Origin of the sequence: Pantoea sp. 22096 (assembly GCF_052045955.1) — a bacterium.
Lineage (GTDB): Bacteria > Pseudomonadota > Gammaproteobacteria > Enterobacterales > Enterobacteriaceae > Pantoea > Pantoea alfalfae.
Genome location: NZ_JBQEPW010000001.1, coordinates 1,242,694 through 1,269,613, shown reverse-complemented (window position 1 = coordinate 1,269,613; position 26,920 = coordinate 1,242,694). Strand labels below are relative to the sequence as shown.

The 26,920-nt window shown below is 56.1% G+C and carries 28 protein-coding genes; 10 read left to right on the top strand and 18 right to left on the bottom strand.

Annotation, left to right across the window (positions count from 1 at the left end):
- The first annotated feature begins 153 nt into the window (after nucleotides 1-153).
- The gene (locus ACTJKZ_RS05870) at nucleotides 154-489 is read left to right on the top strand and encodes a Grx4 family monothiol glutaredoxin (protein ID WP_170933470.1); all 336 of its coding nucleotides are present in this window, start codon (nucleotides 154-156) and stop codon (nucleotides 487-489) included.
- A 43-nt stretch (nucleotides 490-532) separates the two neighbouring features.
- Here the strand turns inward: ACTJKZ_RS05870 and rnt are convergent, their stop codons facing one another.
- The 4 genes from rnt to ACTJKZ_RS05850 all read right to left on the bottom strand — a co-directional run bounded on the left by rnt (nucleotide 533) and on the right by ACTJKZ_RS05850 (nucleotide 3,590).
- Nucleotides 533-1,201: a ribonuclease T gene (rnt, locus tag ACTJKZ_RS05865; protein ID WP_440829356.1), complete on the bottom strand. Its 669-nt coding sequence runs from the start codon at nucleotides 1,199-1,201 to the stop codon at nucleotides 533-535.
- Between the two features lie 120 nt (nucleotides 1,202-1,321).
- Nucleotides 1,322-1,729 carry a lactoylglutathione lyase gene (gloA, locus tag ACTJKZ_RS05860; RefSeq protein WP_008926200.1) on the bottom strand — a complete coding sequence of 136 codons (408 nt, stop codon included), beginning with the start codon at nucleotides 1,727-1,729 and terminating at the stop codon, nucleotides 1,322-1,324.
- A 116-nt stretch (nucleotides 1,730-1,845) separates the two neighbouring features.
- Nucleotides 1,846-2,943, bottom strand: a complete 1,098-nt coding sequence (locus tag ACTJKZ_RS05855) for an alkene reductase (RefSeq protein ID WP_161732546.1) — start codon at nucleotides 2,941-2,943, stop codon at nucleotides 1,846-1,848.
- Between the two features lie 50 nt (nucleotides 2,944-2,993).
- Nucleotides 2,994-3,590 carry a TetR/AcrR family transcriptional regulator gene (locus tag ACTJKZ_RS05850; protein WP_222924102.1) on the bottom strand — a complete coding sequence of 199 codons (597 nt, stop codon included), beginning with the start codon at nucleotides 3,588-3,590 and terminating at the stop codon, nucleotides 2,994-2,996.
- 174 nt (nucleotides 3,591-3,764) lie between these two features.
- Between ACTJKZ_RS05850 and ACTJKZ_RS05845 the strand changes: the two genes are divergently transcribed.
- From ACTJKZ_RS05845 to ACTJKZ_RS05830, 4 genes are all read left to right on the top strand, one after another.
- Nucleotides 3,765-4,004, top strand: coding sequence for a DUF1289 domain-containing protein (locus tag ACTJKZ_RS05845; RefSeq protein WP_440829514.1), 240 nt, complete (start codon nucleotides 3,765-3,767; stop codon nucleotides 4,002-4,004).
- 68 nt (nucleotides 4,005-4,072) lie between these two features.
- A complete protein-coding gene (locus tag ACTJKZ_RS05840) occupies nucleotides 4,073-4,969 on the top strand; it encodes an aldo/keto reductase (RefSeq protein ID WP_161732542.1) in 897 nt (298 codons plus the stop codon).
- An 84-nt stretch (nucleotides 4,970-5,053) separates the two neighbouring features.
- Complete coding sequence (gene sodC, locus ACTJKZ_RS05835) at nucleotides 5,054-5,572, top strand: superoxide dismutase family protein (protein ID WP_161732540.1); 519 nt, start codon at nucleotides 5,054-5,056, stop codon at nucleotides 5,570-5,572.
- 130 nt (nucleotides 5,573-5,702) lie between these two features.
- Nucleotides 5,703-6,170, top strand: a complete 468-nt coding sequence (locus ACTJKZ_RS05830; protein ID WP_161732538.1) for a hypothetical protein — start codon at nucleotides 5,703-5,705, stop codon at nucleotides 6,168-6,170.
- Here ACTJKZ_RS05830 and ACTJKZ_RS05825 read toward each other — a convergent pair whose 3' ends face one another.
- Genes ACTJKZ_RS05825 through ACTJKZ_RS05815 form a run of 3 tightly spaced genes read right to left on the bottom strand, consistent with a single transcriptional unit; the run spans nucleotide 6,171 to nucleotide 9,267 of the window.
- Entirely contained in the window at nucleotides 6,171-8,171 is a 2,001-nt protein-coding gene (locus tag ACTJKZ_RS05825) for an FUSC family protein (protein WP_440829355.1), read from the bottom strand.
- Entirely contained in the window at nucleotides 8,168-9,025 is an 858-nt protein-coding gene (locus ACTJKZ_RS05820; protein ID WP_222924100.1) for an efflux RND transporter periplasmic adaptor subunit, read from the bottom strand. The genes ACTJKZ_RS05825 and ACTJKZ_RS05820 overlap by 4 nt, the downstream gene beginning before the upstream one ends.
- A gap of 5 nt (nucleotides 9,026-9,030) precedes the next feature.
- A complete protein-coding gene (locus tag ACTJKZ_RS05815; protein ID WP_013357721.1) occupies nucleotides 9,031-9,267 on the bottom strand; it encodes a DUF1656 domain-containing protein in 237 nt (78 codons plus the stop codon).
- 150 nt (nucleotides 9,268-9,417) lie between these two features.
- On the opposite strand from ACTJKZ_RS05815, the gene slyA reads away from it, so the two are divergent.
- Nucleotides 9,418-9,855, top strand: a complete 438-nt coding sequence (gene slyA / locus ACTJKZ_RS05810; protein WP_010245551.1) for a transcriptional regulator SlyA — start codon at nucleotides 9,418-9,420, stop codon at nucleotides 9,853-9,855.
- Nucleotides 9,856-9,895: 40 nt separating this feature from the next.
- Here the strand turns inward: slyA and slyB are convergent, their stop codons facing one another.
- Complete coding sequence (slyB, locus tag ACTJKZ_RS05805; protein ID WP_161732532.1) at nucleotides 9,896-10,363, bottom strand: outer membrane lipoprotein SlyB; 468 nt, start codon at nucleotides 10,361-10,363, stop codon at nucleotides 9,896-9,898.
- A 282-nt stretch (nucleotides 10,364-10,645) separates the two neighbouring features.
- Between slyB and anmK the strand changes: the two genes are divergently transcribed.
- Nucleotides 10,646-11,767: an anhydro-N-acetylmuramic acid kinase gene (gene anmK / locus ACTJKZ_RS05800; protein ID WP_161732563.1), complete on the top strand. Its 1,122-nt coding sequence runs from the start codon at nucleotides 10,646-10,648 to the stop codon at nucleotides 11,765-11,767.
- Between the two features lie 47 nt (nucleotides 11,768-11,814).
- On the opposite strand, the gene ACTJKZ_RS05795 is transcribed toward anmK, so the two are convergent.
- The 3 genes from ACTJKZ_RS05795 to ACTJKZ_RS05785 form a co-directional block, all read right to left on the bottom strand.
- The gene (locus ACTJKZ_RS05795) at nucleotides 11,815-12,048 is read right to left on the bottom strand and encodes a DUF4060 family protein (protein WP_013357724.1); all 234 of its coding nucleotides are present in this window, start codon (nucleotides 12,046-12,048) and stop codon (nucleotides 11,815-11,817) included.
- 227 nt (nucleotides 12,049-12,275) lie between these two features.
- Entirely contained in the window at nucleotides 12,276-13,487 is a 1,212-nt protein-coding gene (locus ACTJKZ_RS05790) for a diguanylate phosphodiesterase (protein ID WP_222924099.1), read from the bottom strand.
- 104 nt (nucleotides 13,488-13,591) lie between these two features.
- A complete protein-coding gene (locus tag ACTJKZ_RS05785; protein WP_161732561.1) occupies nucleotides 13,592-14,113 on the bottom strand; it encodes a GNAT family N-acetyltransferase in 522 nt (173 codons plus the stop codon).
- A 224-nt stretch (nucleotides 14,114-14,337) separates the two neighbouring features.
- Here ACTJKZ_RS05785 and ACTJKZ_RS05780 point away from each other — a divergent pair, with 224 nt between their 5' ends.
- Nucleotides 14,338-14,634 (top strand): hypothetical protein, encoded by a 297-nt coding sequence (locus ACTJKZ_RS05780; protein ID WP_237566675.1) that lies wholly within the window; start codon nucleotides 14,338-14,340, stop codon nucleotides 14,632-14,634.
- 144 nt (nucleotides 14,635-14,778) lie between these two features.
- Here the strand turns inward: ACTJKZ_RS05780 and ACTJKZ_RS05775 are convergent, their stop codons facing one another.
- Nucleotides 14,779-15,927, bottom strand: a complete 1,149-nt coding sequence (locus ACTJKZ_RS05775) for an MFS transporter (RefSeq protein WP_161732528.1) — start codon at nucleotides 15,925-15,927, stop codon at nucleotides 14,779-14,781.
- Nucleotides 15,927-16,463, bottom strand: a complete 537-nt coding sequence (locus ACTJKZ_RS05770) for a TetR/AcrR family transcriptional regulator (RefSeq protein WP_222924097.1) — start codon at nucleotides 16,461-16,463, stop codon at nucleotides 15,927-15,929. Before ACTJKZ_RS05770 ends, ACTJKZ_RS05775 begins: the two co-directional genes overlap by 1 nt.
- A 543-nt stretch (nucleotides 16,464-17,006) precedes the next feature.
- Between ACTJKZ_RS05770 and ACTJKZ_RS05765 the strand changes: the two genes are divergently transcribed.
- Nucleotides 17,007-17,282, top strand: coding sequence for a hypothetical protein (locus tag ACTJKZ_RS05765; protein WP_440829354.1), 276 nt, complete (start codon nucleotides 17,007-17,009; stop codon nucleotides 17,280-17,282).
- Between the two features lie 98 nt (nucleotides 17,283-17,380).
- Here the strand turns inward: ACTJKZ_RS05765 and ACTJKZ_RS05760 are convergent, their stop codons facing one another.
- The 4 genes from ACTJKZ_RS05760 to treZ form a co-directional block, all read right to left on the bottom strand.
- Entirely contained in the window at nucleotides 17,381-18,145 is a 765-nt protein-coding gene (locus ACTJKZ_RS05760; RefSeq protein WP_150038030.1) for an SDR family NAD(P)-dependent oxidoreductase, read from the bottom strand.
- Nucleotides 18,146-18,271: 126 nt separating this feature from the next.
- Nucleotides 18,272-20,347, bottom strand: coding sequence for a glycogen debranching protein GlgX (gene glgX / locus ACTJKZ_RS05755; RefSeq protein WP_161732524.1), 2,076 nt, complete (start codon nucleotides 20,345-20,347; stop codon nucleotides 18,272-18,274).
- A gap of 57 nt (nucleotides 20,348-20,404) precedes the next feature.
- Entirely contained in the window at nucleotides 20,405-22,933 is a 2,529-nt protein-coding gene (gene treY, locus ACTJKZ_RS05750) for a malto-oligosyltrehalose synthase (protein ID WP_222924094.1), read from the bottom strand.
- Nucleotides 22,930-24,714, bottom strand: a complete 1,785-nt coding sequence (gene treZ, locus ACTJKZ_RS05745) for a malto-oligosyltrehalose trehalohydrolase (RefSeq protein WP_440829353.1) — start codon at nucleotides 24,712-24,714, stop codon at nucleotides 22,930-22,932. The genes treY and treZ overlap by 4 nt, the downstream gene beginning before the upstream one ends.
- A gap of 428 nt (nucleotides 24,715-25,142) precedes the next feature.
- Between treZ and ACTJKZ_RS05740 the strand changes: the two genes are divergently transcribed.
- Nucleotides 25,143-25,439, top strand: coding sequence for a hypothetical protein (locus ACTJKZ_RS05740; protein ID WP_161732518.1), 297 nt, complete (start codon nucleotides 25,143-25,145; stop codon nucleotides 25,437-25,439).
- Nucleotides 25,440-25,497: 58 nt separating this feature from the next.
- Here ACTJKZ_RS05740 and ACTJKZ_RS05735 read toward each other — a convergent pair whose 3' ends face one another.
- The gene (locus ACTJKZ_RS05735) at nucleotides 25,498-26,754 is read right to left on the bottom strand and encodes a mechanosensitive ion channel family protein (protein ID WP_161732516.1); all 1,257 of its coding nucleotides are present in this window, start codon (nucleotides 26,752-26,754) and stop codon (nucleotides 25,498-25,500) included.
- Between the last annotated feature and the right edge of the window lie 166 nt (nucleotides 26,755-26,920).

Below are 26,920 nucleotides of genomic sequence, written 5' to 3'. Positions count from 1 at the left end.
TGTTACCAGCTGTTAATAATCAGGCATTCAGGCGTCCCGAGGCGGAACTTAACAATGATGGCGATTTAATCGGACAGCGGTAAAATCTCGTTTTCAGTCACGCTGCGAAGTCGCTACAATAAACAAACACGAAGTAACGAATTAAGGAAGGCAATTATGAGTACTGTAGAAAAAATTCAGCGCCAGATCGCAGAAAACCCGATCCTGCTGTACATGAAAGGTTCCCCGAAACTGCCAAGCTGCGGTTTCTCTGCACAGGCGGTGCAGGCGCTGTCAGCCTGCGGTGAGCGTTTTGCTTACGTGGATATTCTGCAGAACCCGGACATTCGTGCCGAGATGCCGAAATTCGCTAACTGGCCGACCTTTCCGCAGCTGTGGGTCGATGGTGAGCTGGTTGGTGGATGCGATATCATCGTTGAGATGTTACAACGTGGTGAGCTGCAGACACTGATCAAAGAGACTGCAGAAAAGTTTAAAGAAGCAGAATAAAAAAAGGCCGACATCATGTCGGCCTTTTTCATTGTGGCATCCCTTATGCGGAGGCGCAGGCGTCTGCGTCGCCCTCGGCGAAGGGCAGTGGCCAGCCGCCTAACCGTTTCCAGCGGTTTACCAGCTCGCAGAACAGTGTCGCTGTCTGCTGAGTGTCATAGAGCGCAGAATGCGCCTGCGTACTGTCAAACTCCATTCCCGCCGCAATACAGGCTTTCGCCAGCACCGTCTGACCCAGCACCAGTCCGCTCAGGGCCGCAGTATCAAAGGTGGCAAACGGGTGAAACGGGTTGCGCTTCAGGCTGGCACGTTCTGCTGCCGCCGACATGAAATTCAGATCAAACGTGGCATTGTGCGCCACCATAATGGCGCGATTGCAGCCGCTGTCTTTAATGCCCTTGCGGACCATTTTGAAAATGGCATGCAGTGATTCATATTCACTGACTGCGCCGCGCAGCGGATTACTCGGATCGATACCGGTAAAGGCCAGCGCTTCCGGATGCAAAAGCGAGCCGACAAAGGGTTCGACGTTGAAATGCAGCGTCTGATCAATCTGAATCCATCCCTCTTCATCCATTTTCAGCGTGATAGCGGCAATTTCCAGTAACGCATCGGTTTGCGCATTGAAACCCGCGGTTTCAACGTCGATCACCACCGGATAGAAGCCACGGAAACGTTGATTGAGTGCATTAGGGGAATTCGATTCAGACATCAGGATCTCGTTGCAGAAAAAGGGCAGCGCGTATTATGGCAAAAAACAGGGCCGGGTGCAGCAGATGAAGCGCAGAGAAGGGGATTCAGCCCACCTGATCAGGCAGGCTGAGAGGCAGGTTTAGTTGCCCAAGCCGTTACCGGCATCTTTGTTTTCGATCAGTTCGATTTTGTAGCCATCGGGATCTTCAACAAAGGCAATAATGGTGGAGCCGCCTTTGACCGGGCCCGCTTCACGGGTCACATTGCCGCCATCTTTGCGGATACGTTCGCAGGCTGCTGCTGCGTCATCGACGCCCAGCGCGATATGACCATAAGCATTACCGAGGTCATATTTATCAACGCCCCAGTTGTAGGTCAGCTCGATCACCGCACCTTCGCTTTCGTCGGTGTAGCCCACGAATGCCAGGGTATATTTATATTCGGTGTTTTCACTCTGACGCAGCACGCGCATGCCCAGCACACGGGTGTAGAAATCGATTGAACGTTGCAGATCGCCAACGCGCAGCATGGTATGAAGTAAACGCATAACATCCTCTTTTAAATAAAACGCCATCGCCGGATGACCCAGGCGCTAAGTATAGCGACGAAAATCGCCATTGAATAATGGCTGCCGTCATCGTCCCGGACGGCAGCCCAAACGGATTACAGCGTCGGGTAGTCGATATAACCTTCCGCGCCGCCGCCGTAGAAGCTTTCCGGACGCTGTGGGTTGAGTGGGGCATCCTGCTGGAGACGCTCAACCAGATCCGGGTTAGCAATGTAATCACGACCAAACGCAACCGCATCGATCAGACCGCGACCAATCAGATCATCTGCTTTCTCAACGGTGTAGGCACCGGCACCAATGATGGCACCCGGGAAGAGATCACGCACTTTCTGACGGAATGCGTCGGTGTAAGGCTGACCACCGGCCCAGTCTGGCTCTGAGAGATGCAGATAGGCGATGTTGCGTTTTGCCAGCTCGCCAATGTACCACAGCGCCGCTTCTTCTTCGTCCGGACCGTTGTCCAGATTCTGGAAGCTGCCGATAGGCGAGACGCGGATACCAATACGATCGGCAGACCAGTTAGCGATCACCGCATCGACCACTTCCAGCGCAAAGCGACCGCGTTTTTCGATGCTGCCGCCATATTCGTCAGTACGCTGGTTTGAACCCGGCGCCAGGAACTGATGCATCAGGTAGCCATGCGCGGAGTGCAGCTCAAGCAGGTCGAAGTCTGCTTCACGTGCGTTCGCCGCAGCCTGACCAAAATCGGCTACGATCTGCTGGATCTCAGGCACGGTCAGTTCGCGCGGTACAGACGTGTCTTCGCGATAGACGCTGCCATCTTCAGCACGCAGTGACGTACGCGTACCCGCAGCAATGGCTGATGGCGCGACCGGTGCTTTGCCTTCCGGCTGCACGCTGTTATGCGAGATACGGCCGGTGTGCCATAACTGTACTGCGGTGTGACCGCCCGCCTGATGGACACCTTCGTTAATCACTTTCCATGCGGCAATCTGTGGTTGAGTATGCAGGCCTGGCGCACCGGCATAGCCTTTTGCCTGGAAAGAAATCTGGGTTGCTTCGGTGATGATCAGACCGGCGCTGGCGCGCTGACGGTAATACTCCGCCATCATCGGGGTAGGGATGTCGCCTGGCTCAATGCTGCGCAGACGGGTCAGCGGTGCCATAAATACGCGGTTTGGGACGGTAATTGCGCCAACTTTCAGCGGACGAAACAGCTGGGTACTCGCCATAATAGCTCCTGATTAGTAGACCAGTCGTCTACAAACACGTTTTTTAAAAATCAGTGGCTTTTAAGCCACTGCTCGATGGTACTCAGTGCCAGACGCAGTGGCTGCGCCTCGCGGGAAATTTTGCTCTGCAGGCTGGCGCCCAGCCACAGCAGCGACAGCAACTCAGCCATCTGCGCGGGGGGCTGCGGCAGGCTCAGCGACTCCTGCTGCTCTGCGGCAATCAGCGTCCGGGCATAAAGCGCGGTAATCTTTGCTGCACCCTGCTGCAGTGCATCACGCATCGGCTCAGAGAGATCGCACACCTCAGCAGAAACTTTCACGCCCAGACAACCAACGATGTGACCCTGCTGCACAAACAGCTCAACGGCAGCACGAAAATGGTTAAGCAGACGTTCACGCGGCGTGCCGTCTGTCTGGTTGAGCTGTAACTCCACATCCTGCAGGTAACGCACAAAGTAGCGTTCCAGTAACGCCACACCAAACGCTTCTTTAGATCGGAAGTAATAGTAGAAGGACCCTTTGGGCACCGCCGCCTGAGTCAGCAGTTCACTAAGGCCCATTCCGGTAAAGCCGCGTTGCAGACAGAGCTGTTCACCTGTCTGGAGCAGGTGTTCGCGGGTTTCATTGCGTTGTAGCGTCTTATTCATGGCAGAGAGAGTAGTAGACCGGTTGGTCTAATGCAACGCGGCACCGGGCATTTGGCACAGAGTGTTCATGCACCCGCTAAAGAAAAGGATAATTCTGACGGGGCATGGCTTAATTCCTGCGCAACCAGGCTACGCTTTTTACTGGACTGTTTATTCTGTGAATCCGGAGTCATGGTGGCCGAGCAGCTTGAGTTTTTCCCGGTTCCCAGCCCCTGTCGCGGCATCTGCCAGACGGATGCGCGCGGCTACTGCCTGGGATGTTTACGCAGCCGCGATGAGCGGTTCAACTGGCTGCGCTTCAGCGATGCGCAAAAGCGGGGGGTCATTCGTCTCTGTCAGCAGCGTCGTCTGCGCCTGCAGCGGCAGCAGAAAGGTGAGGAGCCACCTGAGCCACAACAGCCGGAGTTATTCTGACGACTTTCCGCTTTCCGTTATACTCTCTGACACATTAATTACAGCCAACGCGCAACAGGGAGAACGCCATGTTAGAACCGCAGGCCATCGCTTTACAGGGCCCCGATTTTTCACCGCTGGTTATGGGGTACTGGCGTCTGATGGAGTGGGGCATGTCGCCGCAGGAGCGGGTTGCGTTTATTGAGCACCATCTGAGGCTCGGCATTACTACCGTTGATCATGCGGACATTTACGGCGACTACCAATGTGAGGCGGCTTTTGGTGAGGCGCTGAAGCTGGCTTCCGGACTGCGCGATCAGCTTCAGATTGTGACCAAGTGCGGCATCGCTACCCGCGCCCGGCCTGAACATCAGATTGGGCACTACATTACCGACAAAAATCATATCCTGCAGAGTGCTGAAAACTCACTGCGTCATTTCCATACCGATCGTCTCGACCTGCTGCTGATCCATCGCCCCGATCCGCTGATGTCGGCCGATGAAGTGGCCGAAGCCTTTATGGCACTTCATCAAAGCGGCAAAGTGCTGCATTTTGGCGTCTCGAATTTCACGCCATCCCAGTTTTCACTGCTGCAATCCCGTTTGCCGTTCTCGCTGGTCACGAATCAGCTGGAGATTTCACCCGTCCAGCAAAGCGTGCTGCTGGATGGTTCGCTGGATCAGTGCCAGCAACTGCGCATTCGTCCGATGGCCTGGTCCTGTCTCGGCGGCGGACGCCTGTTTAACGATCCTCACTTCCAGCCACTGCGTAATGAACTGGAGGTGGTGCGGCAGGAAACCGGTGCGACCAGTCTGGAACAGGTGGTTTATGCCTGGATACTGATGCTGCCGTCGCAACCGCTGCCCATCATTGGTTCAGGCAAAGCGGCGCGGGTCAGCGAAGCCGCCGGGTCACTGAATTTGTCCCTGTCCCGGCAGCAGTGGTTCCGTATTCGAAAAGCGGCGCTGGGATTTGATGTGCCCTGAAGCGTAAAACTGCGTCAATCTTCGGCAAAATAGTGCAACAGCGGCCAGACTTATCTCAAACCCTGGGATACAAATGGAGTCACCATGAAAATGAAAGCAGTTGCGCTTTTTGCCCTAATCGCCTGCGGCTCAGCACAGGCTGCCAGCGAGCAGGTTACGATCCATCAGGTTACCGCTGAAGGAACAGGAAAATCGCTGGGCACCGTTAAGATTGACGAGACCCAGTATGGTCTGCAGTTTACGCCGGAACTGCAGGGACTGAAGCCGGGCATTCACGGTTTTCATGTCCATGCTAAAGGCAGCTGTGAGCCAGGCGAATCTGAAGGCAAAGTGGTCGCTGCCGGTGCGGCAGGCGGTCACCTTGATCCGGCTAACAGCGGCAAACATCTGGGGCCCTATGCTGAAGGGCATCTGGGCGACCTGCCCGCGATTTATGTCGATGAGAAAGGCAACGCCTCCTATCCGGTGCTGGCACCACGGCTGAAGTCGTTGAAAGAGATCAAAGGTAAAGCGCTGATGGTGCATGCTGGCGGGGATAATCATGCCGATCATCCTGCCCCGCTGGGCGGCGGCGGAGCGCGTTATGCCTGCGGCGTTATCTGAATTTCCGGGCGGCAGGCGATAGCCGCCCTTTTTTATCCCGCCTGTTTATGAATTGTTATACCATCCCTGACATTTCCCCCCTATGATATTGATTCAGGTAAGAAAGCGTGATGGGGAAAGGAGCAGGAAAATGAAATTCAAGGGCGCATTACTGCTGTGTCTGCTGCTGGTGGGATGCGATAAACCCAATGATACGCAACTGGTCACTGAAACCGGACGGGAGCTTCAGCGCACCATCGATACCAGTCCGATGCGGGTCACCTGTGAAAAGATTGCTAAAGGTCGTGAATGGCTCAGCCGCCACATGGTGCGCAAGCTGGAAGCGCAGGGATGCGATCAGGTCTTTCGCAGCGCAACTGAAACCAATTTTACTGACACCACGATCTATCGCCGCACCATGACTATGGTGTGCGGTGGCATTCATGGTCAGAGTTTCACCGGCACTGAACTGACACGCCGTTTTATCTTTTCACCTGATGAGAAAGCGCTGGTGATTGAACCGATGACCGAGATGGATAAAACCCGTTTTGAGGGCCATAAAACGCTGCAACAGCTGCAGGATGATTTTAACCGGCAACAGCAGCAGTATTGCCAGTAATCACTCCGGCACAGCCTGCTTCAGCTGTGCCAGTGAACAGCGTAACCGCCAGATAATCCCCGCCAGTTCGCTGGCCTCGTTGTTTTTCAGGGCCAGTAACGCGGTAATCGTCGCTTCCAGTTCCGTCAGCATCTGATCCAGCGAAATGTGCCGTACGCCGCGGCTGCTGATAATCTGCTGCAAATTCTGCAGGCTGTTATCGCGAAACGCCATCAGCGTTGCTGAACCGGCGCGCCATTCACGCAGCTGCCAGACGATATGCGAGCAGTTAAGCAGCACCACTCCCCAGCGCAGTAACCAGACACGCGCCTGCTCATCCCGGCTGTGACTGAGCTGGCTGATGCGATGGTAAATCTGCGATTCAAAGCGGCTCTCGCTGAGCCGTGGCCGTTGCCGCAGTTGATCGAGAAATGCCAGCCGCAGCGCCCGGATATGCCGCCGGCTGCGCCGCGCATCGGAGCTGGGCCGCAAAATCTGAAAGGCCAGCCAGGCGAGCAGCACTCCGCAGACTTTGGCGATGTTATTGTTAAAAAAGTCCTGATAATCCCAGGTGGGCGGATTAGTCACCGCGATAAACGAGCCCATAAAGACGATGAACTGTCCCCACATCCCGGCGCGCTGTTTCTGCTGCAGTTTGAAGAGTTGCAGCGTCACCAGCAGCGGAAACAGAAACAGTAAAAACGGCCATAGCTGACCGATCTGCACCATCAGGCCAAACTTCATCACAAAACTAAATGCAAACAGCCACAGCAGCGTTTTCAGCAGCAGCGTGACGCTGCCGCCGGGTGAAGGGGCAGAGGCATAGAGCACGCAGGCAATAGCGGTCAGGGTAAGCGCCGAGGCCCCGGAAGACCATTGCGTATTAATCCAGAAGGCGCAGCCCAGTACAATCGCACAGAAGGTGCGCAGGGCGCTCCAGCCCGCTTCGGCACTGTCACTGTCACGCGCCAGCGCCGGAACCGGCGGCGGCTGAAAGCGGGTATCGGCATCGGCGCGATCCAGCAGGCGGATCCAGCGCAGCACGTTGAGGTACATCCAGCAGAAGTAGCGCAGCCGCTGACAAAAGGCGCGCTGCCGGTAGTCCCCCTCTGCCGCAGGCGTCACGCTACGCAGGATTTGCGCCAGACGATATTTATCACACGCCGGTTTCGCCAGCTCCGCCAGCAGTTGCTGCAGCGCCTCAAACAGCGCCTCTGGCGCGTCGGGCCAGTTCAGCAACATGCGGCGCAGGCTGGAGAGCACGCTGGTGAGTCGCAACTGCTGGTGCAGCACATAGTTCAGGACGTTGTTCTGTCGGCGAAAGCGGTAGTGGCTCCAGAACGCCTGAATCCGCAGCAGGTTCATGGTCAGGATCTGGCTGATGACGTTTTCATGTGCGGTGCGAATGGTGTCGCTGGTCGAGGGCTGCAGCAGTAACACCGCATGTTCCAGCAATCGCGCATGCATCTGTTTCAGGGAGGTAATCAGCGTTTCGCCATCGGAGGTGCTCGGCAGCACCATCATCATCAATCCAGCGCAAAGAATACCGGAGATCACCTCACAAACGCGTGCCTGGGCGATCGTCCATAGTGAGGTGATATCAGTGATATTGACGCTGCTGAAGGCGATAATAGCGGCGGTGTAGCCCGCCAGCGAAAAGGCGTAGGCAACGTTGTTCTGGTAGTGGTTTGCAATGCCAGTGCACAACGCCAGCCAGCCGGCAATCGCAAAGGTAAACAGCCAGGGTTCATTCAGGGTATGTCCGGCAATCAGCAGCGCGGCGCTCGCCCCAAGCAGACTGCCAACGATGCGGCCAAGACTTTTACTGATTGCGCCGCCAACGGTAGGAAAGCTGATCACCGCAGCAGAGGTCATTGCCCAGTAAGGTTCATCAAGATCCAGGCCATAGGCGATGCTCAGCGCCAGACACATCGCGATAGCATTCCGCAACGCATAGCGCCACTGACCGGCGTTCGCCTTAATCCAGGGCAGTTGATCCCAGGCCAGCCACTGAACATTCATGGCTGGATGGTGATGGTGCAGCTGGTGCCTGCCACCAGATTGGCATCAACCGGTAGCGTATCGAGACGAATGCGCACCGGCACCCGCTGCGCCAGCCGTACCCAGGGCACATTGGGTTTGATATCGGGCACCAGGCCGCTGTCAGTCTCAATGCTCTGGTCATAGATAGCGCGGCCAATGCTGTCCACCTGGCCCTGCAGCTGCATGCCATTACTGTAAAGCACCACCTGCGCCGCCGCGCCTGTGTGAATATGGCGCAGCTTGGTCTCTTCGAAATAGCCTAAGACGTAGTAAGAGTGGCTGTCGACCAGCGCAAACAGGGGCGATCCCGCTGTCGCATAGTTGCCGGGACGAAGTGTCAGATTCGTGATCCAGCCATCAGTCGGTGCAGTAAGCGTCGTTTGCTGCAGATTCCAGCGCGCCCGCTCCAGCTCCGCCTGCGCGGCTTTGGCACTGGCGGCGGCGGCTTCCGCGCTTAAGCGTGCCGCATCAAGATCCTCGGCGGAGATGATGTTGCGCGGCAGGCTGCTGCGCCGGTGATATTCGTGCTGCGCTTTCGCCAGGTCCGCCTGCGCTTTGCTGAGCTGAGCGGCAGCGTTGTCGAGCGCAATCTGCCATGGCACCGGGTCCAGCGTTAACAGCAGCTGGCCCTGATGCACGAACTGATTGTCTTTGACTTTTAGTTGCGTAATCCGGCCCGACACCTGGGGCGTGATATCCACCAGCTCCGCCCGTACTTTCCCGTCACGCGTCCAGGGCGACTGCATGTAGTAGTTCCACAGCCAGCCAGCAGCCAGCAGCGCCAGCGCAAACACAATCAGCGTTGAGAAATATTTTACCGCGTTAAATTTCATATCGATTATCCGTGACCGATGAGCCAGAGTGCGGCGGTAACGCACAGCACAAACAGAGAGAGATCAAACAGGGTGGGATGCCAGACATCGCCGGAGTAGATCCAGCCGCGCACCAGCGGGTGAATCAGCAGCCAGAAAAAGAAGCCGAGCAGTACCGCTTTAAATATCGGCGGGAAAAAAAGCGAGGCGCCCACGACCAGATCGGTTAGCGGTTTCGCACCTGAAAAAGCAGGAGTGAGCACGTGATAACATCCTTCGTTAACCCAAACGGCAGACTGAACGCGCTGCCGCGTAATCGTAGCCTGGTCCGGGATTTGTAATTTGTCCTGTAAACTCGCAGAATAGTGTAAAATCTGGCTTGATAGCTAGCAAGCTAATTATAAGGAGATGAAATGGATACGCCCCTCGGAACGGATTTATCTCGCCTGGTGCGCATCTGGCGCGCGTTGATTGATCAGCGGCTCAAGCCGCTTGAGCTGACTCAGACTCACTGGGTGACGTTGCATAATATTCATCAACTGCCGCCCGAACAGTCGCAGATTCAGTTAGCCAAGGCGATTGGTATTGAACAGCCTTCTCTGGTGCGGACGCTGGATCAGCTGGAAGAGAAAGGACTGATTACCCGGTCGACCTGCGCCAACGATCGTCGTGCCAAGCGCATTAAGCTCACGCAGCAGGCTGAGCCGATTATCGAACAGGTTGAGAGTGTGATTGATGAGACGCGGGATGACATTCTGTCCGGCATCAGTCGGGAAGAGATCAGTCAGATGGTGACGCTGATCGCCCGGCTTGAGAAAAACATTCTCGAACTTCAGCACAAAGAGAAATAAAAAAACCGACGCCTGCGCGTCGGTTTTTTGTTTTGCAGCCTTAGCGAGGTGAAACCGTCACCTGGCTGCCGTTGGACGCCATCGCTACACGCTGGCCAACGGAGTAACGTGAGGCAGCCTGCTTCTGAACCACCATGATGGTGTTGCCATCATCCTTGCGGATTTCCAGCTCAACGCCATCGGCTTTATTGACTGCGCCCTGTACGCCCTGGCCTGCTACGCCGCCCAGCACCGCACCACCGGCTGTCGCCAGGCTACGTCCGGTACCGCCACCAATGGTGTTACCCAGGAAGCCACCCAGTACCGCACCGCCGATTGCACCGATGACGTTGCTCTCATCACCGCCCTGGATTTTCACCGGACGCACAGAGACCAGAGTACCGTACGACACGCTCTGCACCTGCTTCGCTTCACTGGCACTGTAGGTATCACCCGACAGCGTACTGGTATTGCTACAACCTGCCAGCATCGCACCGGCCAGAGCGACCACAATTACACGCTTAATCATTTGAAACTCCTTTAGTCGAGAAGGCGCCACGTTTATCGCTGTATCCTGCACACAGTATAAGACACAAAACTGGCAAATTAATCCCTGTCCGAATAAAACACGGTTGGACGAAGCATAGACTATGTAAGATCAACAATAATTCAATCGTCGTTTAAAAATAGTCCCGTAACGTAACTGGTTAGCACGATCGGATAAAAAGAATTTAATCATAGAATTAGCGATCATTATTTGTCAGGCTAGCCGCAGATGAATCGCACTTCCCGCCGGAAGTAAGGAATGGTTATGAAATCAGGACGCTATATCGGGGTAATGTCAGGCACCAGCCTGGATGGCGTGGATGTGGTGCTGGCCGCCATTGATGGGAATATGGTGGCGCAGCAGGCGAGTTACTGCCATCCGATGCCATCTGCACTGCGTCAGGCCATTCTGGGGATTTGCCAGGGACAATCCCTGACGCTGTCACAGCTCGGTCAGCTTGATACCCGCCTCGGCCAGCTGTTTGCAGAAGCCGTGGTGACATTAATGAAGCGCGAGTCGCTGGATGCCAGCGATATCACGGCGATTGGCTGTCATGGTCAGACCGTCTGGCATGAGCCCCAGAGTGACGCGCCGAATACGCTGCAGATTGGTGACAATAACCAGATTGTCGCGGCAACCGGCGTCACCGTGGTGGGCGATTTCCGCCGTCGTGATATGGCGCTGGGCGGGCAGGGCGCGCCGCTGGTGCCCGCTTTTCATCAGGCGCTGCTGATGGATGCCACGGAACGCCGCATGGTGCTGAATATTGGTGGCATCGCCAATCTCTCGCTGCTGATCCCGGGACAGGCGGTACGCGGCTTCGATACCGGTCCCGGCAATATGCTGCTGGACGCCTGGATCTGGCGGAATCAGGGACAGCCGTATGACAAAGATGCGCAGTGGGCGCGCAGCGGCTCGGTGATCCCGGCACTGCTGGAGGCGCTGTTACGTGAACCCTGGTTTGCGTTGCCGCCGCCGAAGAGTACCGGGCGCGAACACTTCAACCTGGGCTGGCTGGAGCAGCATCTGCGCTATTTCCCGGGTCTGGCACCGCAGGATGTGCAGGCCACGCTGGTGGAGCTGACCGCCATCACCATCACACAGCAGGTGTTACTCAATGATGGCTGCGATCGTCTGCTGGTGTGCGGCGGCGGCAGTCGCAATCCACTGCTGATGGCGCGGCTGGCGGCGCACCTTCCCGGAACGGAAGTGGCGACCACCGATGCGGCGGGTATCAGTGGTGATGACATGGAAGCGCTGGCGTTTGCCTGGCTGGCATTTCGCACGCTCTCCGGCCTGCCGGGCAATCTGCCTGCGGTGACAGGCGCACGGGAGAAAAGCGTAATTGGCGCAATCTATCCGGCTAACGCTCTCTATCGACGCTAAGCAGGGGTACGGGGGCAAGTTCTGCCCCCTGATGTTACAGGCGGCCGTCAGGCGGCGCCGGAGAGATGCGTCAGATTACGAACCCCGGTGATCACCGTGGCAACCATGGTTTCACGTCGGGTAATCACCTCAACCTGATAAAACCGGCTGCGGTAGGCGATGGAATAGATGATGGGATGGTACTTATTACCTTCTCCGTAGCGGGCGTAGTGCGCTTCGAGCGCACGGGTCGCTGCCAGGATATGGGAGGGTTCTTTATCACCGCGGATGATTTGCTTCATTCAGTTCCTCAAATGCTGTCCCTGGAGTCACGTCGCACGTAATGGCGCGTAGCGCTGGCCTAACACTGAACATCTGACTGCTAAACATTTAATCACTGATGGGGGTTATGACTGACTGTGACACAGGAAGATGACAGAAAGATGATCCTCCGGCGCTGTTAATTATTTAGCAGCAGCCGGATGATCCAGCAAGGCAGGGAAGCGTAAATTCATCCAAATCGCAGGGGTTAAATCAGCTCCGGCCAGGCGACGGCCGCAACGCCATTCAGTTCAGGCCTGGAGAACAGGAACCCCTGAAACTGGGTCACGCCCGCGGCTTCAAGCCACATCCACTCTTCCGGTTGTTCTATGCCTTCGGCGATAACGCCAATCTCCAGTGAGGCGCAGCATTTCAGAATGGCATGAATGATTGCCTGTTTGGGCCCACTTTTATGCACGTCAGAGATGATGGCGCGGTCGATCTTAATCTTGTCGGGCTGAATGCGGGTCAGCAGCGACAGCCCGGCAAAACCGGCACCGAAATCATCCAGCGCCAGGCTGATGCCGGCTGCTTTCAGCTGCCTGATGGCGGCTTCAAATGCCTCCGGCTGCGAGATGATTTCATTCTCGGTAAACTCAACCATGACCTGCTCTGGCACCAGTCCCTGGGCCGCAATCTCATTCAGCAAAAAGGGAACGGCGTCGGGCACTTCCACCAGGGTCATCGGCAACAGATTAATCGACAGGGTCATCCCCTTAATCTCCAGCTTCTTCGCCTGAGCAAAGGCGATCTTTTTTGACCGAAGATCGACCTGATAAAGCTCTTCGCGTGTCAGTCGGGCAAAATAGTCGAGCGGCGATTCTCCCTGCGGACCGCGCAGCAGTGCTTCCAGCGAAACGATCTCGCAGGCGAAGGGATCAACAATAGGCTGAAACGCAAAGCTGACTTCATTCGTAGCCACCAGCGCCGCATCGCCTTCGCGCTGCTCTGTCTCGTTACGAATAAACGTCCAGCCGCTGGCGGCAGGGATCTCGAAATAGTTCTCTTTTTCGCGCGCTTCAACAAAGGTGCGCAGGAACTGCAGTGCGCGATCGGCATAGGTCATCTGATATTTCGTGGTGCATTTTTCCAGCACTGACTCCAGCACGGTTTCCTGATCGTGGAGCCGCAGATCGAAGAGCTCCATACCAACATGACCAAAACGTCGCGCCGGGGCGTAATCGCGCAGCAGTTCGACCAGATTATGGTGGCGCGGATCCTGGCAAATCCGGCTATAGACCGCCTTTACTGCCGCCTCCGGACCCTCCAGAAGCTGGAAAAAATGCGTGCCATTGAACAGTAAAATTCCGGTGACATTGGACGATTTGTTGATTTTATTTGCTTTCCGCGCCAAATCATTCAGGGTCTCGAGCTGCACATTTTCAGTGAGGTGGCTGCGATAGATGATTGTCGACAACATAAAGGTTTCCCGACTTTTTTATTTTTTTGTTAAGGCACTTTACCAGAAGCTTCTCCTGGGGAAAACGAGGGCCAGTATGACTTTCTTATTCTTACGCTATTATTTTAATCAACTGGCGGCGTGGTATCGCCGGTTCCCAAAGAACGTTGCATGAAAACGGTATCCAGCCAGCGGCCCTGTTTGAAACCCACCGAACGCAGGATGCCTGTCATCTCAAAACCTGCTGCCTGATGCACGGCAATCGACCCCTGGTTCTCGCTGTCGCCCACGTTGGCGATCATCTGACGAAACCCTGCCTGCTCAGCCCAGGCAATGGCATGCTCTAACAGACGTGAGCCGGCACCACGCTTCTGAAAGCCGGGATCGATATAAATCGAGTCTTCCAGCGTATGCCGGTAGGCGTAGCGCGGGCGATAAGGTGCCAGATAGCAAAATCCACGTACGTCGCCGTCGCTGACAGCAATGAACCACGGCAGCCCCGCCTGTTGAATCTTACGCATTCGCTCGCCCATCTCTGCAGCGTCAGGGGGCACGGTCTCAAATGAGCCGGTGCCGTTAAGGACATGCCAGGCGTAGATCTGCTGAATCGCCGGGATATGGCGTTCATCTGCATCAAAAATTTCCATCATGGGGTTTTGCCCTTATCGGCTGCACCTGTTGGAAAACAACGGTATAGCGGGCGCTCATAGCGCGCAATGTAATTCTCGTGCGCATTAGCAATTTTATTATGGGCGCTTCCTCCAGGACTATTCCTGGCGAAAAAGAGAGACTCATTCCTGCCGGTTGAGTCCCGCTACTGAATGGCGGTTAAGCCTATTCTGAAAACAGCGTTAGCCGGATGATTCATGCCGTGGTTAAGGCTATTATCTGTGCCGTTCCGATAGGGTTAATAATTCACGGGAGGCGCAGCGTGATGCGATTTGTTGATTTTCTGAATAGTAAGCAGGGGCTGCGTGCAGCACGAAATCACTGCTTCGAATTAAATGGGGTCGTGCTGGGCCATTTCACAGCGTTATTCCTGCAGGATAATCAGATTATTTTCACCAAAGATGGTAAGCAGTGTGCGGTGCCATATTATCTGGGGCCCGATGAAGATTTGCTTCAGCAGAAGGTCAATCCACGAATTAAAAATATCCGCGCGATCTGAAAAGCGTCGGTGCTGCCTTTATCCGTTTAATTATAAAGTGACATGGTTATTCCTGATGAGCCGGACAGTTCTGTTTTACGCTGTCTGGCAAATAATATAACCAGTTAACTCCCCGGCTTTATGCTGCTTTTAATTATTAACGTCTTATTTATCTGATGCGTTACTATTCTGCGACGGTGTAATAAACAGCAGGAGCAGGGCACTGAGTGCAAACAGCGTTAATGCCGTAATGGCACCCAGCGCGGCGTAAAGCTGACCAAACAGCAGCGATCCTGCGACCTGACCAGCTGCCAGCATAAAAAAAAGGATACCGACGCCTGTCGCGGGCTCTTCAGCTGTGGCCTGTGCTCCCCACACCAGCAACACGCCCGACAGCGTGACGTAACCTGCGCCGCAGCAGGCCACCGCAATCAGTAAACCGGCAGATTCACCGTGACTGAAGGCCAGAACCAGCAGTGGCAATGCCATTCCGCACAATGACAGCCGGTAAACCGCGTTCAGCCCGATACGGGCAGCGACCGGGCCGGTTGCGGCACCCACAATGCCTGCACCTCCGGCAACCAGCCAGAGTAAACGGGCGGTCTCTGCATCAACGCCGACATGCTGGCGCAGCAGCGCCGACCCAAAGCTCCACCAGGCCGCACTGACAAGACCCGACATTAACGCTATGCCCATCAGCCGCCGCATCGCGCGACGGTAAAGACGCTGGTACCAGCGGGTGACGCGGGCGGCGCGACCAGCCCCATGAACCGACAGCACGCGCATCACCGGCAGCAGACAGGCCAGTGACAGCAGGGCGAACAGCAGGCAGGCGGCCCGCCATCCGCCAGGCAGCACGCTCAGGATCACCACGGTCAGAATGATACCTGCGCTGGTGCCGGCGTTGATCAGGGTATTGATGCGCGGCTGATCGGCAACCGCAATCCGGTTACTGACTGCCGCGGCCAGAGCGGGCGATGCCAGCCCTGAACTCAATCCTGCAACAAACAGTCCTGTCGCCAGCAGTAGTGGTGAGGAGGCACAGGCGAGCAGCAGCAGCCCTGATGCTGCACTCAGGGCCGCCAGCAGCGCGGTCAGTCGGGCACCATAGCGGTCTGCCAGTGCGGCTGCGGTGAGAATAGTGAGGCAGTAGGCCACAAAGCTGCAGGCTGACAATAATCCCGCCTGCTGCGGGCTGAACGGAATATCTGCTGAAATCGAAGGCAGCATTAACCCCCACGAGAAGCGCGCCATGCCGTAAGTCACAGCAATCAGGCTAAAGCCTGTCAGCGCCAGCGTGGCGGGTGACCTCATCAGACCGCACCACTCTGCAATAACTGGCTGGCGACCTGTTCCGCCTGCCGCACAGCGTCAGGACCGGTAATCAGCGCTGTGGTAATCGCCCCCTCAAAGAGTATCCAGATGGCATCACTCAGCTGCTGATTAACGCCGCCGCGCAGATGCGTCACGCATTGCGTAATGTAAGCACGCATCGTGGCGCGAAAGGTCAGTGCCTGCGATGCCAGCTCACTATCCCGCTCGGCATACTCTCCCCAGGCTTTCAGAAAGAAGCAGCCACGCGCGCCGTTTACTACCGTCCACTCATTCAGCACTGCAAACAGATGCGCGATTGCCTCAGGCTGTTGCGCTGGCAACAGTTCCGCCATAAAGCGCTGCTCGCGGGCGTCAAGCACCGCGGCGGTAAGTGCTTCGCGAGAGGCGAAATGATGATAAAGCGTGCGTGTTGAGACGCCCGCTTCGCGACAGAGTTGATCGGTACTGGTGGCGTGGAAGCCATGGGTATAGAAGAGCCGCTCGGCGGCCTGAAGAATATCGTCTCTCTTTTTCATTCCTTAAAAGTAAACCGATCGTTTTACTTTTTCAAGCCAGTTACGGTTAATTACTCCCGCCGGTATTGATAAACCCCTGACTCTGCCTGTATCAGCGCTTCGCTAAAAGAGAGGCGCTCTGCCGCTTTCACACTTTTTCAGCCTCAGTTTATCAATACTCATAAGTACCCCTGCGGCGAGTAATATCGTTTGTTGTGGCTCTAATCATAACGGCCGTGACATATCAGGCTGGTTATAGTGAAATTTCAAATAAATGACTGTTTTATAACGATTATTAGGATTGCTGGCTTTTTATTGATGCATTAGAACCCTAAATGAAAGCGGGGCTGTAAAGCGGGGCGGGAAGTTTAAGCGCGCTGAATGACTGAAGCGATAATCGTGGCTGAAAAGGGCATATTCTCAAAGTCGGTTTGAGTTACGCAATAAAGTGGTTTTAGGGATAATTCTCAGTTAGTTTAATAAAGCTTCAGATTACAAATAAAAACTCTTACGAATTTTGGTTCGTTTTTTACGATACATACAGCAACTATCAGGATGACTACCATGCTCAAAGCCAGCTATTATTATCTGTGCCCGCGTCCCATGGGTGGATGGATTTTACACAAAGAAGGTTGCGTAAATCTGTCAAAGAACGATAAACGCGTTTTTATTGGTTCGCTTTATACCCGACAGCAGGCGCTGGCGGTGGCGAAAGTCCATCACGCTAATGCCATATTGTGTAATGCCTGTCTGAGCACCTTTATTTGCCCGACCACAATCAGCACGGCAATTAAACCGGCCCGGGCGGCAACGCCAACCCGCCACACGCCAAAACATTGATTGCTGAAATTAAATGGCAGCAGTAAAAGAGAATAAAAGGAATTAACAGGGCGGGGCGTTCAGAATAAAAAAGGCAGCGTAATACGCTGCCCTGATACTTATGCCTGCTTAGGCTGGCCATTTGAGGCGGTAATTCCGCCATCAACCGGCAGATTGACGCCGGTAATATAACTGGCTTCATCGCTGGCAATAAAGAGAATCGCACGAGCAATATCATCCGCTTCACCGGCACGGCGCAGCGGAATACGATCGTAAAAACGCTCCAGCAGTTCCTGATCCTGTTTGGCATCTTCGGTGAGATCGGTAAAGGTGAATCCGGGACAGATAGCATTGACCCGCACGCCATCCGCACCGTAATCCATCGCCAGCGCACGGGTGAAGTTGGTAATCGCCCCTTTAGCTGCGTTGTAGATGCTCATACCCCAGTCGCCGCCTAAGCCGGAAACGGAGGAAATGTTGACGACGTTACCTTTGCTCTTCAGCAGCGCTGGCATGAAGTAGTGAACACCGTGGAAAACGCCGTCGAGGTCAGTTTTCATCAGGGTTTTCCATGCGTCGAGGTCGACTTCATGGATGCGACCCTGAACGATAACGCCCGCATTATTTACCAGCACATCTACACGGCCATACTTCTTCAGCACCGTTTCTGACAGCTGTTTAACCTGTTCGGCTTCTGAGACGTCGCAGGCAGCCACCAGATGATCGCCCGCCGTCATTTCGGCCAGCGTCTCTTCCAGTTTCTGTCGGGTGCGTCCTACCAGCACCACGGATGCCCCTTCTTCAGCAAAGCGCTTTGCGCTGGCTTCGCCAATGCCGGATCCGGCACCTGTCACAACCACAACCTTCTGTGTAAATCTGGACATTATGCCTCCTTATCAGCATCAATTCTTACTGTTAACAACCGGTTAAGCCTGGCAACGATCTGCAAAAAAACAAGCGCAGCGCGAAATGCGCTGCGCCTGATGCCTGATTTTTAACCTGTTCAGTGACTAGGGACGTCTGAACAGGGCAAAGCTGCGTCCTTCCAGCTCGAAATCCTTCTCTTTGGTGATCACCAGTCCCCGCTTTGTCACGTCGCTGGTGGTCAGCTCCAGCACCCAGCCGCCTTCGCCAAACTGTGGAATGCGGAAGGGCACATTGCCTTCGAACGGATTAAGCAGCATCAGGACGTCATGCCAGATGCCTTCCTCGGTCTGCAGATCCGGCCGGCCGATATAGACGCCCAGCGTTGAGCCTTCATCCCACTGCTCACTCTGCTGGAAGCCGCCACCGGCGTTAAACCACTTGATATCCATGCCGTCGCGCCAGTTTTCACGGCGCAGCAACGGTTGCTGAGCACGCAATGTCAGGATCTGACGGGTGAACTCGCGCAGCGCCTCGGCAGATTCCGGCAGGTTATCCCAGTGTACCCAGGAGATTTCGCTGTCCTGGCAGTAGCCGTTGTTGTTGCCCATCTGGCTGCGGCCAAACTCGTCGCCTGCCAGCAGCATCGGCGTGCCGTGGGAGAAGATCAGCGTGGCGAGGAAGTTGCGTTTCTGTCGCTCGCGCACCGCGTTAATGCCTTCGTCATCGGTCGGGCCTTCAACGCCATAGTTGTAAGAGCGGTTGTCGTTGTGGCCATCGTTGTTGTCTTCACCATTCTCATCGTTATGTTTGTCGTTGTACGACACCAGATCGTTTAGCGTGAAGCCGTCGTGCGCGGTGATAAAGTTGACGCTGGCCCATGGACGCCGACCATGCTGATCGTAGAGATCGCCGGAACCCAGCAGGCGGGCAGCAAAGTCTGTGGAGACGTTGTTGCCTTTCCAGTAGTCACGCACCGTATCGCGATACTGATCGTTCCATTCTGCCCAGCCTGGCGGGAAGCTGCCCACCTGATAGCCGCCCGGACCGATATCCCAGGGTTCACCAATCAGCTTTTTCTGCGACAGGATCGGGTCCTGCATGATGGCATCGAAGAAGCCGCCGCGCGGGTCAAAGCCATCCGGTTCGCGCCCCAGAATCGTACCGAGGTCGAAACGGAAACCGTCGATATGCATCGACTCAGACCAGTAGCGCAGTGAATCGAGCACCATCTGCAGCACACGCGGATGCGAGGTGTTCACAGTGTTGCCGGTGCCGGTGTCGTTGATGTAGTAACGATGCTGGTCGGGCATCGTACGATAATAGGAGAAGTTATCGATGCCTTTAAATGATAGCGTCGGCCCCAGTTCATTGCCCTCGGCGGTGTGGTTGTAGACCACGTCGAGGATGACCTCAATACCGGCATCATGGAAGGCACGCACCATGTCACGGAAGCCCTGAATGCCGCGCGGCCCGAAGTAGCGGGTCGCGGGCGCAAAGAAGCCCAGCGTGTTGTAGCCCCAGAAGTTTTTCAGCCCCTTATCCAGCAGGTGCTGATCGTCCGGGAACCAGTGCACCGGCAGCAGTTCGACCGAGGTAATGCCTAAGCTTTTGATGTAGTCAACGGTCGATTTGTGGCTCATGCCGTCAAAGGTGCCGCGCATTTCAGGTGGCAGTGCGGTGTTGAGCTGCGTAAAGCCTTTCACGTGGGTTTCATAGATGACGGTTTTCGGCCACGGCACATTCGGGCGGTTTTTATCCTGCCAGTCGAATTCATCAGGGTCGATCACCCGGCACTTTGGCGTAAACGGCGCGCTGTCGCGGGTGTCGAACGTCAGATCTTTATCGTCATGGTAGAGATCGTACGCGAAGTGCGCCTCGTTCCAGGCGATGTCGCCCGCCAGTTCACGGGCGTACGGGTCGAGCAGCAACTTGTTCGGGTTAAAGCGGTGACCATTTTCCGGGTCATAAGGGCCATAGACGCGATAGCCATAGAGCGCGCCGGGCTTCAGACCTGGAATGTAGCCGTGCCACACTTCATGGGTATATTCCGGTAGCTCCAGCCGGGCAATTTCCGTTTTGCCGCTGGGATCGTACAGACAGAGTTCAACCCGCTCGGCGTGGGCGCTGAACAGGGCGAAGTTCACGCCCTGGCCATCAAAATTGGCCCCCAGCAAATGGCTGTAACCCGCCGTAATTTCAAAACGCTGACTGTTTGACATTTATGCCTCGTTATTCAATGAACAGATTGACGCGTAATAAACAAATTCTTTCTGACTTCACTGTGCCACCAGCACGGCGCACCACTGTGACGCCAGTGCGGTAAGCGGCAGCGGGTCGCCTGCATTGAGGGTTTTACCGCTCAGCACATCCTGATAGCCGCGCTGACCGAGTGCCGCGGGCAGGGCGATATGCGTATCAGCCCAGCGCGCCTCAGACGGCTGATCGAGATTCTCCGGCAATGCGTTAAAAACCCGGCGTGAGACAATCACGATGACCGCCTGATCCTCATGGGTGCGGGCAAAGGCGAGCACGTTATCCTGCTGCGCGCCCTCTGCGGACAGCGGCAGGTAGTCACCGTGGCGGAACAGCGCAGGCTGCTGCTGACGCAGCGTTAACAGCTTTACAATCGCCTGCTGATTGACCTGACCGCGCAGCCAGTGCGTCTCACTGTCATCGTGCTGTGGCGCGTTAAGCATCGCCGCCAGCGCATCAAAGTCGGGTTCGCGGCGGTTATCGGGATCAACCAGGCTGAAGTCCAGCGCCTCGCTGCCCTGATAAATATCGGGTACGCCAGGTGCGGTCAGTTTTACAACGGTCTGGGTAAGGCTGTTGACCAGTCCGGCGCGCATAAAGGGTTGCAGCGACTGACAGAAATCAGTCAGGAAGGTGCTGTTGCCGGGCGCAAGCAGATGACGGGCATAGCTCAGCACCGCCTCTTCATAGTCATCGTTATTGTCGGCCCAGTCGGTGCGCAGTTTGGCTTCACGCATCGCTTTCTCAACATAGACCACAAAGCGGGCTTCCAGCGCCGCCAGACCTTCCGCATCCTGCGGCTGCAGGGTGGTCGGCCAGACGCCGGCCAGCGCTTCATACAGCATCCACTCAACCGCCGGTTCCGGTGCCGGGCCATCTTTCAGGCGTACGACGTGATCCCTGTTCATCTCCCGCCAGCGGCTCACGCACGCCGCCCAGCGCTGTGGCGCTTCGGTCAGGGTATAGAGCCGCGCACGGGCATCTTCACCGCGCTTGGTGTCGTGCGTTGAGGTGCCCGACAGCGCATCGGGTTGATGTTCGCGCCGCGCCTGCATTTCCGCATGGAATTGATCCAGCGAGAAGTGGCGCGCCAGCGGCTCAGCGCCGACTTCATTCAGCGCCAGCGCCATATGCTGGCGGAAGAAGAGGGTGTCCTCGACGGATTTCGCCATCAGCGGACCAGTCAGCTGCTGGAAGCGGGTGCGGAACTGCGTGGCATCGTCACGAGCCGTGTCGCCCACCTCTGCACGCAGAATGCGGGTCAGGAAGTCGAGCGCCTGTGTGTCGGGCGCGTGTGCACTGGCTTTGACCTGGCTGACCACCTGGTCCAGCAGCGCGGTATCGGCTGGCGTCAGGCCTTCCGGCGTGCCATAGGTGCGGTAAACCGGGAACGCGACCAGCAGCTCACGCAGGGCATTTTTCAGCTCTGCTTCCGGCTGAGTCGTGCCTTCTGCCTCAGCAATCTTCAGTGCCAGTTGCAGTAAGCGGTTAAATTCGCCAGCAAAGTTGCGGTTGGCCATCAGCAGCTTAGCGGCACGCAGCTCCGCTTTCATGTCGACGGTTTTGCCAATCACGGCCTGGTAGGCTTTACGCAGTCCGCTCAGGCGCTCGCTGTCGACCAGCAGATTAGCGAGTGCAGCCATAAACTCATAACCGGTGGTGCCGGAGACCGGCCACTCGTCCGGCAACTGTTCATTGTCACCAAGAATTTTTTCCACGGTGAGATAGCAGTCGGGACCGGCAGCCTGGCGTAACTGCTCCAGATAGCCGCGCGGATCGGCCAGACCATCCACGTGGTCGACGCGCAATCCCTGCACCGCGCCGCTGTGGACCAGTTCGAGGATCAGCTGATGAGCGGCATCAAAGACGGCCTTGTCTTCCACGCGCACGCCGACCAGACCGGTCACTTCAAAGAAGCGACGGTAGGAGAGATCGTTGGGTGCGTCGCGCCATGACATCAGTCGCCACGGCTGCTGGTCGTGCAGCTCGGCGATCTCTGCGGCATCGCGCAGGGCGAGTACCGCCTCTTCACGATCCTGCCAGGTCTCAGGTTTCAGCGGATAGAAATTGTCAAAGTAGGCCAGCGCCGGTTTACCGGTCTGCGGATCGCGCTGCACGCTGATATCACCGTTTTCCAGCACCGCCTCAAACGTGTCACCGAGGAACGGCAGCGTCAGGCGGCGTGACCAGTCGATATCGAAATAAGTGGCATAGCGACTCTGTTGGCCATGCTCAATGACGTCGCGCCACCACGGGTTCTCCAGCGAGGCGGCCATATGGTTAGGCACGATGTCGAGGATCAGCTCCAGCCCGGCCGCTTTCAGCGCGGCCACCATGCGGTCAAAACCTTCCCGGCCGCCAATCGACGGCTCAATCTGGTTAACGTCGGTCACGTCATAGCCGTGGGTTGATTCAGCGGTAGCGCTGAAGATCGGCGAGGCATAAAGATGGCTGATGCCCAGCTGTTTCAGGTAGGGCACCAACGCCGCCGCACGGTCAAAGGTCATGCCATTGCGGAACTGGATGCGGTACGTTGCGGTTGGAATAGTCATTCTGCTTCTCTCTTAGCCAGACGCACCACGATAGCGTTGGGAATCAGTTCGGTTGCGGTCTGCGGCCAGGCAAACAGCGTTTCACCCGGCAAATCCGGGATTGGCTGCGTGCTGTCGCCAACGTTCAGCGCCAGTGATAGCGTGCCCAGCGGGAAGTCCCAGCGCACCGCCAGGAAATCGTCTGCTGTTTTCACTATCTGCCCGGCATCACCACCAGCGGTCTGTAGCAGCGGCACAATATGTTCCTGACGCAGCGCCAGCAGATGACGCGTCAGCGCCAGCCACTGCTGACCTTCAGGCGTTTCTGTACGCGGCCAGTCAAGTTTCGACTGTTCAAAGGTGGTGATATCGTTAGGATCCGGCACGGTTTCGCCGTGACCGGCATGGCCTTCAAACTCGCGGGCGCGACCTTCACGCACCGCTTTAGCCAGATCGCCGTGGAAATCGGTGAAGAACAGGAACGGTCGGGTTTCGCCATACTCTTCGCCCATAAACAGCAGCGGAATGTGTGGCGAGACCAGCAGCATGGCCAGCAGCACCTGCGTCCGCTCTGCACCCGCCAGCGAGACCAGCCTTTCGCCCTGCGCACGGTTGCCCGTCTGGTCATGGTTCTGGATGAAGTCGACAAAGGCGACCGGCGGCTGACTGCTGCTCTTCACGCCGCGCGGCTCACCCGACTGCTTTGAGATTTCGCCCTGATAGACAAAGCCTTCTGCCAGCGCCCGCGCCACCCGCTGTGCCGGCTGTTCAGCGAAATCCTGGTAATAGGCGTGAGTTTCACCGGTTGCCAGCACATGTACGGCGTTGTGGAAGTCATCGTTCCATTCGCCGGTAAACAGCGGAGCGTCTCCGTTTTCGTCGCGCGGATGCAGGAAAGTGACGTTGCGGCAATCTTCCGTGGTGAGATGAATGGGGCGATCGGTAATGGTGGCGCGGATGCGCTCGGCAATCTCAACCAGCACATGCTTTTCGCTCGGGTCATCAATCTGATCGATGGCATCAAAGCGCAGGCCATCCAGATTAAACTCCTGCAGCCAGTAGAGCGGTGCTTCCACGATATAGCGGCGTACTGCATCAACGTCATAGGCGATACCGGCGCCCCACGGCGTCTGCCGCTCTTTATGAAAGAAGTCTGGCGCGAGCAGCGGAAGATAGTTGCCCTCCGGGCCGAAGTGGTTCAGCACGATATCCAGCACCACCGACAGGCCGTGACCGTGCGCCGCATCGATAAAAGCTTTGAAATCATCGGGTGATCCGTAGGCGGCATGCGGTGCATAGAGCAGCACGCCATCGTAGCCCCAGCCGCGATTACCGCCAAACTGCGACACCGGCAGCACTTCAATCATGGTGATGCCGGTCTCAGCCAGCACTGGCAGTTTCTCAATCGCCGCCCGGAAGGTGCCTTCCTGGGTAAAGGTGCCGATGTGCAATTCATAGACCACTGACTCTGTCCATGGACGACCCTTCCAGCCCATGTTCTGCCACTGATACGCGTCAGGATCGATCACCAGTGAGGGACCGTTGACCTCCGCTTTCTGGGCGCGGGCGGCGGGATCGGGCACTGCCGTACCATCTGCCAGCACAAAATCATATTCGGCATTCGCCGCCACACCGGCGACCTGGGCTTCAAACCAGCCGTCAGCCTGCGGTGTCATCTCAATGTCTTGACCGGCGAGACGCAGCGTCACGCGTTGCTGACCGGTTGCCCAGAGGCGGAAACGCACCTCGTCACTGGCAACCCGTTCAGCGCCCCAACTTTTAGAAAAAGATTTGGATTCCATTCAGTTGCCTCATTTAGCCTGGAATTACGCGATGGTGACCATCGCGCGAATAGGATGTCGATGACGCAAGCGTCAAAAAATCGTAAAGCTATCAGTGAGACCCGGATGCCAGGTGGGCTGGCGCGCCTCTTCAGCCAGGAAGCTGGACTGGTATTCAGCGTGGTGCGTCGGGAAGGGAAAAGTGAGACCGCTTCCACGCGGCATACAGAGAGTAATCATAGACTAAGATGTTGCAGTCGCAGGGCGGCAGGCGGTTCAGGCGCATTAATTTGCGTTAATTGCCTGGAATCGGCCTCTGACAGGGGGAAATCATGGAAGGCAGGTTCAGAAAACCCTGCCGGATGGCGCGGATTCGCTATAAGCTTAAGCGCGATCGCGCCGGTCACGCTGGAGGACCGGCGACACTGAACATATCAAAAGGATATTACGTGAGGAAACGCGTTCTGTTAGTCACGCTGCTGCTACTGATTTCCGCCTGTTCTAACCGGGTCGGGCACCGGCTGGACAGCCGTAATCTGCAGCAAATTCATGCCGGTCAGACGACTAAAGCCCAGTTGATCGCGCTGTTTGGTCAGCCTGACAGTGAGACGCCTTATCCGGACGGTCAGCGGTTGCTGAAGTGGACCTACAGCGAGGCGCGCACGCTGAACACCACCGAGGGGCAGACGCTGACCGTGCAGATGAAAAATGACAAAGTGCTGAACTATGCGCTGAGTAAGAGCTAATGACCTGAGCCTCAGTGAGCTGCTGTGGCGGTGCGGGACTGCCCCAGCAGGTCACCGGTTACGGCATGCCGTTTGGCTCTGCATCCCCGCTGACGGGACGCGGCTGCGCCAGACGGGCGAAATCAGACCCTGCCGGATGCTGGTAAATCTGTAGCTCAAAGTGGCGGGCCATGGCAAAAATATACTCAAAAATCGCCGCCTGGGTATTTTCATAATCGGCCCAGAAAATGGATGAGGTGAAGCAGTAGATCTCCACCGGCAACCCATCCGGCGACGGTTTCAGTGGCCGTACCACGATATACATCTCTTTCTTAATATCATCACGCTGCGCCAGCCAGGCGGTCAGGAATTTACGGAACACCATCAGGTTAGTGATGCCGTTCTCCATAAACCAGCGGTCGCCAACGGCGCTGATATCCCGTCCATCCAGCAGCTCAGTAATTGATTCGCTGGCGATGCGGATCTGGCTCATCGCCTGCAGCATCTCCTGATTTACAAAAGTGATCGATTTCTGATCAAGATAAAAGCTGCGCATGATGCGGCGTGCGCCCGAGGAGAACATCGCCTGCCAGTTGGTGTAGGTTTCGGTCAGGAAGTTCTTGGTCGGAATGCGCGAAATGGTGTTATCCCAGTTGCGGATGGTGATGGTATGCAGCGCAATATCGATCACCTCGCCGCTGATATTTCTGTCCGGCATCTCAATCCAGTCACCCAGTTGCAGGACATCGTTGGAAGAGAGCTGGATATTCGCCACCAGCGACAGCAGCGTATGCTGGAAGATCAGCATCAGCACCGCGGCGACCGCACCCAGCGAGGAGATGATAATCGCGGGCGACTTGTTGGACATAATCGCCAGAATCATGATCGCGGCAATAATATGCACCAGGATTTTGCCAATCTGGATATAGCCCTTGATCGAGTGATTCTTGCGCTTCGATTTGCGTGAGTAAGAGTTGTTAACAATCTCCAGCACTTCGTTGAAGAAGATCGAGAGATAGACAAAAAACAGGATGCCGCAGATGGTCTGAATCGCCACTTTCAGGTTTTCAGGCAGGCCCGGCATAAATTGCAGGAAATTGTAGACCACAATCACCGGCACAAAATTTGACAGCTTCTGAGAGAGGCGGACATCTTTATCCAGCGGAACGTCTTTTTTATGACCGCTGAAAAAGACCTTCCTGATCACTTTGACGATGAAAAATTTGCAGATCAGGTGAGTGACCATCCCGGCCATAATCAGCAGCAGCAGGCTGAAGCCGATCGACAGCACCCGGTTTCCCTCAATAAAACTCATCAGACTCTGAATGTAATGCATGTTAACCACGTGCGAAAAATGTAAGGGGCGAATTCAACCACAGCATGGGGTTGCTTGTTAAGCGCGGAATGCGTTCAGGCCCCGTCGCCCCCTTTTTTCAGTGCAGTACGACGGGCTGGCTGCATCCGGCGTGTTGCGGAGAGCAAGCTTCTCAGCGACTGTGCTC